Annotated in this window: 9 protein-coding genes; 4 read left to right on the top strand and 5 right to left on the bottom strand. The window is 42.1% G+C overall.

Translation table 11 applies throughout. From position 1 onward, the window contains the following. Window positions 1-23: 23 nt before the first annotated feature. The 5 genes from FJ354_05255 to FJ354_05275 all read right to left on the bottom strand — a co-directional run bounded on the left by FJ354_05255 (window position 24) and on the right by FJ354_05275 (window position 4135). Entirely contained in the window at window positions 24-566 is a 543-nt protein-coding gene (locus tag FJ354_05255) for a hypothetical protein (GenBank protein ID MBM3906068.1), read from the bottom strand. After that, window positions 563-1204, bottom strand: coding sequence for an SDR family NAD(P)-dependent oxidoreductase (locus FJ354_05260; protein ID MBM3906069.1), 642 nt, complete (start codon window positions 1202-1204; stop codon window positions 563-565). Before FJ354_05260 ends, FJ354_05255 begins: the two co-directional genes overlap by 4 nt. A gap of 39 nt (window positions 1205-1243) precedes the next feature. Further along, entirely contained in the window at window positions 1244-2071 is an 828-nt protein-coding gene (locus FJ354_05265; protein MBM3906070.1) for a metallophosphoesterase, read from the bottom strand. Window positions 2072-2082: 11 nt separating this feature from the next. Then, window positions 2083-2235 (bottom strand): DUF2312 domain-containing protein, encoded by a 153-nt coding sequence (locus tag FJ354_05270; GenBank protein ID MBM3906071.1) that lies wholly within the window; start codon window positions 2233-2235, stop codon window positions 2083-2085. Window positions 2236-3112: 877 nt separating this feature from the next. Beyond that, window positions 3113-4135, bottom strand: a complete 1023-nt coding sequence (locus FJ354_05275; protein ID MBM3906072.1) for an iron-containing alcohol dehydrogenase — start codon at window positions 4133-4135, stop codon at window positions 3113-3115. A gap of 118 nt (window positions 4136-4253) precedes the next feature. On the opposite strand from FJ354_05275, the gene FJ354_05280 reads away from it, so the two are divergent. From FJ354_05280 to FJ354_05295, 4 genes are all read left to right on the top strand, one after another. Continuing rightward, a complete protein-coding gene (locus FJ354_05280; protein MBM3906073.1) occupies window positions 4254-4889 on the top strand; it encodes a proteasome subunit beta in 636 nt (211 codons plus the stop codon). A gap of 7 nt (window positions 4890-4896) precedes the next feature. Next, window positions 4897-6831 carry a beta-CASP ribonuclease aCPSF1 gene (locus tag FJ354_05285; protein ID MBM3906074.1) on the top strand — a complete coding sequence of 645 codons (1935 nt, stop codon included), beginning with the start codon at window positions 4897-4899 and terminating at the stop codon, window positions 6829-6831. A gap of 201 nt (window positions 6832-7032) precedes the next feature. Beyond that, complete coding sequence (locus tag FJ354_05290) at window positions 7033-7563, top strand: hypothetical protein (protein MBM3906075.1); 531 nt, start codon at window positions 7033-7035, stop codon at window positions 7561-7563. Window positions 7564-7622: 59 nt separating this feature from the next. Continuing rightward, window positions 7623-8417 carry an ion transporter gene (locus FJ354_05295; GenBank protein MBM3906076.1) on the top strand — a complete coding sequence of 265 codons (795 nt, stop codon included), beginning with the start codon at window positions 7623-7625 and terminating at the stop codon, window positions 8415-8417. Window positions 8418-8726 lie beyond the last annotated feature (309 nt).

Here is an 8726-nt window from a genome sequence, read left to right on the forward strand (position 1 = left end):
GCCTTTTGTAGCTCTTAAAGACTTTACGACACAAACCAGTCTTGCTTTTCCAGATAATCGATCTGCTGCAGTATAGTCTCCATTTTTGTAGAAACTGCCATTACTGACTGGAACTGCTCATACATTGCTTGTTCTTCTTCTTTTGATATGATTTCAGCCTCTGCCTTATTGAAGAACTCTTCTTCTTTTTTTAGATGATCTTCTAGGTATATGGAATAGGTTCTCAGGAATCTAGCTACTGGTTCACGAGAGTCCTTTCCTTGCTTCCAGTCTTGGAGGTGTTTGCTGATATTTTTTGCAATCCTTCGGGAAAACTCATGCTCAATCATGAATTTTCTGATTTCGTCCTTTAGGGAATCATAGCTTGCAACGCAGGCAAAATACGAGTCCTCCTCCCTGGAATAATGGATTGAATCTAGGAATTCAGAAATTACAAAGTTGATTTTTTCAATGTCAGATAATGGAATGTTTTTTCCTGCATAGAGATCTTGGTAGCACTTGAGAATAATTTTTTCTAGTCTCTTTATTTTGAGATGATCTTGCCTTAGGATGTCTGTTGCGCTCATACTACAAAATTAGAATTTGCCCCATCAAATGGAATGGTAACGCCAGAAAGATACTTGATTTTGTTTTCAACTATTCCTTTGACAAAATCTCCAATTTCTCTTGGCTCGCCAAGTCTTTTCATTGGGATGTTTTTTGCCATGTCTAACGCATTGCCAAGAACGCGCACCCGATCTGTGTTGATCAATCCAGGCGCAATGTTTACGCAGCTTACCTTTCTTGCTGCAAGCTCCTTACTTGCAAGCTTGAAAACGGCGGTAAACGCCAGTCTGTACGCACTGGAAATAACCAGTCTCGGATTTGGCTCCTTGATGACACCAGATGTTATCACAAAGATGTACCCGCCATCGCGAACCTTTATCTTTTGAAGTAAGAGGCAGAATCCCAAGAACAGCTGGTTGTGGTATTTTTGCCACTCTTTTTCGGTTACCTCAGAGAACTGTTTTGGTGGTGGTCCACCTGTGTTTAGAATCAAGATGTCTGTCTGTTTTTGTTTTTTTATGAATCGCTTGACGCTTGATAGGTTTGCAGTGTCGATTTCTTTTCTAGATGTTGCCACAACATCACATCCAATTGACGACAGAGAATCTGCGATTGCCTTTCCTATTCCCTTAGAGCCGCCAAGAACAATTGCTTTCATTGTATCATGGTATAATTATAATTGATTTTAATCTAGTGGCTATTCGAGCTCAAAGAATATCACTTGTCTTGTATGGTCTTGTATGATTCCAAAGTGGGGCCTGGCAAATCCCCCTCCATAGTATCCTTGCGGGCCGCCAAGACCCATCCTTATCAGATAGTTTGAATTCTTCTCAATTGGGATTTGTCTTTTTCGGAGAGTATATTGTGAGATTTGTTCCGTTTCATATCTGAATGGTAAAATGTTCGTGATTTCGTCACCGGTTTGCTTGATGGCTGCTTCCATGTGTTGGTGTCCGCAAAGAATTAGGAAATTGTCCAGCTCGGCCTTTGCCTCACCAAATGCAGACTCTGCTTTATAGTGATACCCGGAGTAACTGAAAAACTCAAAGTCTTCTTCTGATAGTCTCTGCCAGGTTCGCTGGTACAGCCAAGGATCATCGCCTTTCTTTGTTATTTTGTCTGGGTTTACTGGGCCGCCGTGTACGCAGAAAAGTCTGTGCTTTCTGTCTATTACAAACTGGTCTCCAAATGTGCCGTCCTTGTTTTGCCTAAAGAATTCAGTATCCTGATTTGATAGTGATTCATGCTCCTTGAGGCTTGTATAGGAGCTTCCAGAGAGGAATTTTTTGTACAAAAACCCCTCATCGTGATTACCCATCACTGAAATCATCGGAAATGACTTGGCAAGCTCGCTCATCTTCTGCAGTACTTTCTTTGGGCTTGTGCCACGCTCTAACAGATCCCCCAGGTTGATAATCCTTGATGCTTTGCCGTATTTTTCTTCAAACTCGCAGGAGAATGCAATATCTAGTATTGTCTCCAGTCCCTCAATGTCTGCGTGAATATCAGAAAATACTAGATCCATTGATTTGGATTTTAGTTAGCTACGTTTATTCCGTTTTCTTTGGCTTCTTGTTTTATCTCTACTATCTGGTTGTTAATTTCTTCAATTTCAACTACTAGCTCTGCGCGTCTGTCTACTAGTGTCTTGAGCATAGCGCTGTAGAGATTTGTTAGTGTTTCACTCATTTTTCTTCGAATCTCCTTTACGGTTTTAGTCTTAAACCCTTACTAATAATTTGTACTAGTGTATTTGTCAACAATCAGCTCATCTTGAGCTTATTGCGCACGATCTCCAAATTTTCCACATTGGAATGGTGGGAATTTGTGCAAGCCAAAATGGTCTTGGTTGCTTAATAAACCAGGTACGCATGGGTTAAACACTAAACTGCTTCGTTGTAGCTCAGAATGTTTGAGGATGTGGTCAGGGCCTGACAGAGGCATGGGCTGGCGCAATAATACAGGAAAGCGTACTAGGGGAAATTCAAGACTTCATTCCCGATTTGGTCTCACAGTTTGAACAGGGAGTAGACTAGAGTGTAGTGAAAGACCAGAGACTTAACAAGACATTTGACATTGTGGAAAGTGTTGTGCTAATGGATGCTACAGCACATGCATTGGACAAGTTCTCGGACAGAATTGTGGATCTGCTCTTTGGGTAAGTATTTTTTAATGTATTATCACATGCAGTCACACTTATTTCAAAAAGTACATCGCCAGTCTAGGTAAAAACAGTACAGCGACAACCTTTGACTAGACATTTTCCTAGGCCGTCATGTAATTTAGAATCATGAAAACAACCCGCATGGAGGTTTTTACAGTTCATGAGCTGAATGTGGTCTTCTTACTAATCCATTTTGCTGTTTTACGCTACAGCTATGCGGATTTGGCGGGATTCGTGGTTGCAAATGTTTTGGTGCAGATCTGCTAATGACTCCTCTTTGAATGTCAGATCGCATCTGTAACATTTCCATGCAGTTGTTGTCATGATATCACAAATGTGAATTTTGTATTTAACGCGCGCGTAGAATTTGTATGGATAATTTCTACTAGCCAAAAAACAGGTCTAGATTACGCCGGTGCTTTTAGCAAGATCCAGTGCCTTCTTTTCTGTCATATTGATCCGCTTTAGAATGGTGTATCGCTCAGGCCGTAGTGATTGCGCAATGACTAGTGCCTGAGCTAGTGTTTCCTTTTTGAGACCGATCTGCCTTGCAGTAGTCGGTGCACCAACATTTTTGAGCGTATTTGTAATTTTTTTCCAGTCTTGGCCCTGAAGTTTTGCCATCAATATAGCTCCGATTCCACATTTTTCTCCATGAAGGCCAACATTTGGCGCTAGCTTGTCCAGTGCATGAGAGAATAGGTGTTCTGAGCCAGAACAAGGCCTGCTACTTCCAGCAATGCACGAAGCAACTCCTGCACTGATCAAGGCTTCGACTATTTCGCGAACGTCTGGCCGCTTTTTCTTTTCAGTTGCCTCTAGCAGAATTTTGGCACTCATTGATGCTAGATTAGACGAGTATCTTCCGTAGTATTCTCCGGTGTTGTCACGCCCAAGCTGCCAGTCCTTTACTGCGGTAATTTTTGCAACCAAATCACCGCATCCAGCTGCTAAGAGTTTCTTTGGTGCCTTTTTGATAACATCAATATCAACAAAGACACCAAGCGGTGCACTTGCAACAAGAGAATGTGGTTTTTCTCCCTTGATAGACACAAAGGGACTTGCTATTCCGTCATGCGATGCAGCGGTCGGCACACTAACAAAGGGTTTTCCTAAATTATAGGAGATCATTTTTGCGATATCGACTGACCTTCCGCCTCCTACTCCAATTATGAGATCAGCCTTGTCCCCCCTTACTCGAGATTCTACTAGTCTAATTGATTTTTCATCGTTTGTGCTTGGCACATGCCAAGACGACTTGATTTTAGAATCAGACAAAGATCTTGTAATTTTTGTTTTGACGATTTTTTGAACATGGTTTCCTGCAATGACAGAGACCTTTTTTGTTGGGCCCAAGTCCAGCAGAAATTTTCCAAAATTTCCAATGTTTTTTTCTCCAACCACAATCAGGCGTGGAAGCTCCATTGTATGAGATGGAGAATTACGCATTACGTCATTGATTGAGCCTACCACTTATCAAGTTGACCCCCCAAAGTTATTTAAAAGGGTCCAAGCCTTTTCATGTTATCTAGGAGTATTTTCTGTGTCAGCTAATAGCGTAGAAGACAAAATTCTACATGGAACAACCACGGTAGGTATCAAGGCAAGCGACGGCGTAGTCTTGTGTGCAGACATGCGTGCAAGCGCAGGCTATTTCATTGCAAACAACAACACAATGAAAGTGCAACAGCTAGCAAGACATGCCGGAATGACAATGGCGGGTGGAGTTGCAGATGCACAAAACATCACAGATGTTCTAAGATACCACTCAAATATTCACTTGGTACAAAAAAATGAAAACATCCCAATCAGATCACTTGCAAGACTCTGTTCATTGATGTTCCACCAAAACAGGGGCTATCCGTTCATTGCAGATATTCTCATCGGCGGATACGACAAACAAGGACCGCAGCTAGTAAACATTGACGTGTTTGGCTCTGTTGAAGAGAAAAAATATGTCACAACAGGAAGCGGCTCACCAGTGGCATATGGAACACTAGAAGACGAATACCGAGACAACCTCACAGTAAATGAGGCAAAGGTAATCGCATTGCGTGCTGTTAAGGCAGCAATTGTTAGAAACATTGGAACCGGCGACGGAATCAATGTTGCAATTATCGATAAGGATGGCTATCGCCTTTTGACCAAAGAGCAAAAGAAAGCCATCATTACTTTGTAGTGATTTAATGCAAAAAAGACAACAGGAAAAGGATTCATCTACAGCCCAAAGTGTAATGGCAACAATACTGCAAAGTATTCCAAAAGATGCCCAGGTAAGCAAAATCGATTATGAGGGCCCAAGAATAGCACTGTACACTAAATCACCATCTTTTCTGATGGAAAACAACCAAATTGTATCTGATCTGGTAAATGTAATCAAAAAAAGAATTGTAGTTAGAACCGAGGAGTCGATTCGTAAAAACGAGGAAGACGCCCGCAAAATTATTGCTGAAGCTTTGCCAAAAGAAGCAGAGCTTGGGGGTACATTTTTCGACACCGCAACAGGAGAGGTCTCTGTAGAGGTCAAGCGACCTTGGCTGCTCCAGAACAATGTTGAGTTTAATTCGGCAAAACTAACAGAGCAGATGGGCTGGAGAATCCGAGTAAGAAAGGCAACCACAATCCAATCTAGTACAATCCAGCAAATCAACTATAATCTAAAACTGACATCGTCCGAGCGAGCAAAGCATCTAAAACAAATTGGTGAGAGTATTTTCCGGCCAAGGTTAGCCCAGAGATCCGAAGTTTCCCTAATGACTCTGGGTGGATTTGGTCAAGTTGGAAGATCAAGCATGATTCTAACTACACCAGAAAGCAAGATTCTCATTGACTGTGGCGTAAACCCAGGGGCCAGAACTCCGGCCGAGGCATTCCCAAGACTGGATTGGGCAAACATAACACTAGACGAGCTAGACGCAATTGTAATCGGCCATGCACACTTAGACCACACTGGATTTTTGCCAGTGCTGTGCAAGTACGGCTACAAGGGCCCAATCTATTGCACAGAGCCAACATTGCCAATGATGAACTTAATCCAGCTAGATGCAATACGTGTGGCATCTGCACAGGGACGAGCCCCACTATATGCAGAGCGCGACGTAAAGCAAATCATGAAACAAACCATCACCATACCATACGGAACAGTAACCGACATTGCTCCAGACATCAAGCTAGTATTTTCAAATGCAGGCCACATCTTGGGCTCTGCCACATGTCATTTTCACATTGGTAATGGTGATCATAATTTTGTGTACACTGGCGATATCAAATTCGGCAAGAGCATTCTCTTTGATAGCACATCATGGAATTATCCACGAGTGGAAACATTACTCATAGAAAGTACCTATGGAGCACGCGAAGACATCCAGCCGACACGACAAGAGGTGGAGTCCGCATTCATCAACGCAGTAAACAACACTTTAGTTGACGGCGGAAAGGTCCTAATTCCAATTCCTGCAGTAGGTCGTGCCCAAGAAATACTGATGGTAATTGATCATTACATGAAGGCAGGCCAAATGGTCGAAGCCCCAGTATTCACAGAGGGAATGATCTCAGAGGCAACTGCGATTCATGAGGCATATCCTGAATATTTGGCTCGTGAGCTCCGACAAAAAATTCTGGAAACTGACGATAATCCATTTAATTCAGAATATTTCACAAACATCGAGCATTCAGATGCGCGAGAGGAACCATTGCGCGACAACACACCATGCATAATCTTGGCAACATCTGGCATGCTAGAGGGCGGCCCAGTCCTAGAGTATTTCAGAAACATTGCGCCATCAAACAAAAACAAGATAATTTTTGTTTCGTATCAGGTCAACGGCACACTAGGTAGAAGGGTCCTTGATGGGTCTAAACAAGTTTCATTGCTTGGTAAGGACGGCAAAGTTGAAGTAGTCAACGTAAACTGTTCGATGATAAAGCTTGACGGATTTTCAGGTCACAGTGATTTCAATCAGCTAATGTCATTTGTGCACAAGCTCAGACCAAAGCTTCGACGTGTTCTGGTAAACCACGGGGAGCGAAGAAAATGCGAAAGCCTGGCAATGAACATACGCAGACAGTTCCGAGTTCCGGCTCATTACCCGCAAGTCCAAGAAGCAATCAGACTGTTCTAGTTTAATCCTAGTAATGCCAGGTTAAATTACAAGATCATCAAAATACGCACAAAACTGCATAGTTCTGAATAGTTGTGTCATCATATAATCAAAAGACGTCTCTAGTTTTTCCAAAAATTTTCCATTATTTTCCATTTTAATAGATTGCAAACTCTGACTAGTGCCAGTCATGCTTTTAACCGTGATTTGCCAAAATCAACCGTGAAAGAAGAAAAGAAAACCCAGACTAACACATTTCGACTCCCGTCATATTTAGTAGATGAAATGAAAAAAGAGGCCAAGCTAGAAAAGATAAACCTCAATGCGCTTGTGATAAAGATTCTCTCCAATCATATTCTCTGGGAAAGATACGAGCGAAAGGTAGGGTTGTTGCCGATGACAAAGCCATTTGTCAAGGACGCAATTCACAGATTAAACGAAAATGAGGTAGTCAAGCTAGCAAAGGAAGTCGAACGCGACACGTTCTCAAACATTTTGGCCTTTATGAAAGGCGAGTACACTGTTCACGATTTTGTAGAGATTTTGCGCACCTGGCTCAATGTCTCCTGGATGCAGCACAACATAGAGCAGACAAAGGACTCGTATGTTTTTAAAATTCAACACGACCTTGGAGCAAAGTGGTCCATCTATGTAGAGACACTAATCACGGAATTATTCCATGACATAGTCAAAAAAAGTCTCCAAGTCAAGTCAACCAAAGGCAACATTGTGCTGATCTTTCCAATAGAGTAATACTTTGTAACACATTGTCTTAGCTAGTTTAATATCTTGAAAAAAATTCAGCCGTTTCGTTGGAAAGTTCCACAAAGATCTCAAGTCTTGTAAACAGCAAAAGGTTCGGCCTGGCAATCACCGCAATCATAGTGATACAGGCAATAGTGCTTGGTCTGGAGACGTTTTCCGAGCTTGCCGATTTTAGCAATGTCTTTGAATTCATTCATTGGTTTGTAGTAAGCGTCTTTATTGTCGAGGCCGGCCTAAAGCTTGCATCGCAGTATCCACGACCTCAACTGTATTTTAGGGACGGCTGGAATGTCTTTGATTTTGCCATAATTGTATTGTCGCTGATTCCGTTTACAGGAAGCTTTTCGACTGTGGCAAGGCTGGTGAGATTACTGAGAATAACTAGGCTCACAAACAGATCCAAGGAAATGCGGATAATGGTTGCAACAATAGCCAAGTCTCTTCCAAGCATGATGAACATAATGTTCCTCCTTGGAATTTTGTTCTTCATTTACGGTGTGGCAGGATACCACCTCTTTTCGAAAATCGATCCCGTACACTGGGGAACCCTGCCGGATTCGCTAATCACATTGTTTAAGATAATCACCCTTGAAGGCTGGGTCGAGCTGATGAATCCAGTCACCAGCGTAAGCATGTTCAATGTTGTGTTTTTTATCAGCTTTATTGTGATTGGAACGTTTGTAGTCATCAATCTTTTTGTGGCAATAATTGTCAAAAAGACAGAAGAGGCCTACAAGCAGATACAAAGCCAGTCAACCCCATCCCAACATGAAATACTAAGCGAGATAAAAGAAATCAGGCGAATGATAGAGGATCTCGAAAAAAGAATCTCAAAGGCTTGATGGGTTTAGATCTTTTTCCAGTTTGTAGAGCGCCTCTATTCTTTTGTATGTAAGTGGATGCGTTCTGAACAATTCGCCAAACTTTGACATGCTATTTCTTCTCTCCCAGTCCATTGCCTTTTTGACCTCGTCTTCTGAGATGTGCATGTCGGAATAATATGACGCAAATCTTGATACTTCAAGGCTTGATGCAACAGGATCCACTGCATAAAATGTTCTAAGCGACGAGTTTTGGACCTGTTGTTTTTGCACAGCAAGGCCGTATGTAATCTTGGCAAGTGCGCTTGCCAAAAATGACGGCTTGATCTG

The sequence above is a fragment of the Nitrososphaerota archaeon genome (assembly GCA_016872055.1).
Classification (GTDB): Archaea; Thermoproteota; Nitrososphaeria; order Nitrososphaerales; family Nitrosopumilaceae; genus Nitrosotenuis.

Coding starts and splice junctions, on each gene's coding strand:
- FJ354_05255 (MBM3906068.1), bottom strand. CDS start 566: ATGAGCGCAACAGACATCCTAAGGCAAGATCATCTCAAAATAAAGAGA.
- FJ354_05260 (MBM3906069.1), bottom strand. CDS start 1,204: ATGAAAGCAATTGTTCTTGGCGGCTCTAAGGGAATAGGAAAGGCAATC.
- FJ354_05265 (MBM3906070.1), bottom strand. CDS start 2,071: ATGGATCTAGTATTTTCTGATATTCACGCAGACATTGAGGGACTGGAG.
- FJ354_05270 (MBM3906071.1), bottom strand. CDS start 2,235: ATGAGTGAAACACTAACAAATCTCTACAGCGCTATGCTCAAGACACTA.
- FJ354_05275 (MBM3906072.1), bottom strand. CDS start 4,135: ATGGAGCTTCCACGCCTGATTGTGGTTGGAGAAAAAAACATTGGAAAT.
- FJ354_05285 (MBM3906074.1), top strand. CDS start 4,897: ATGCAAAAAAGACAACAGGAAAAGGATTCATCTACAGCCCAAAGTGTA.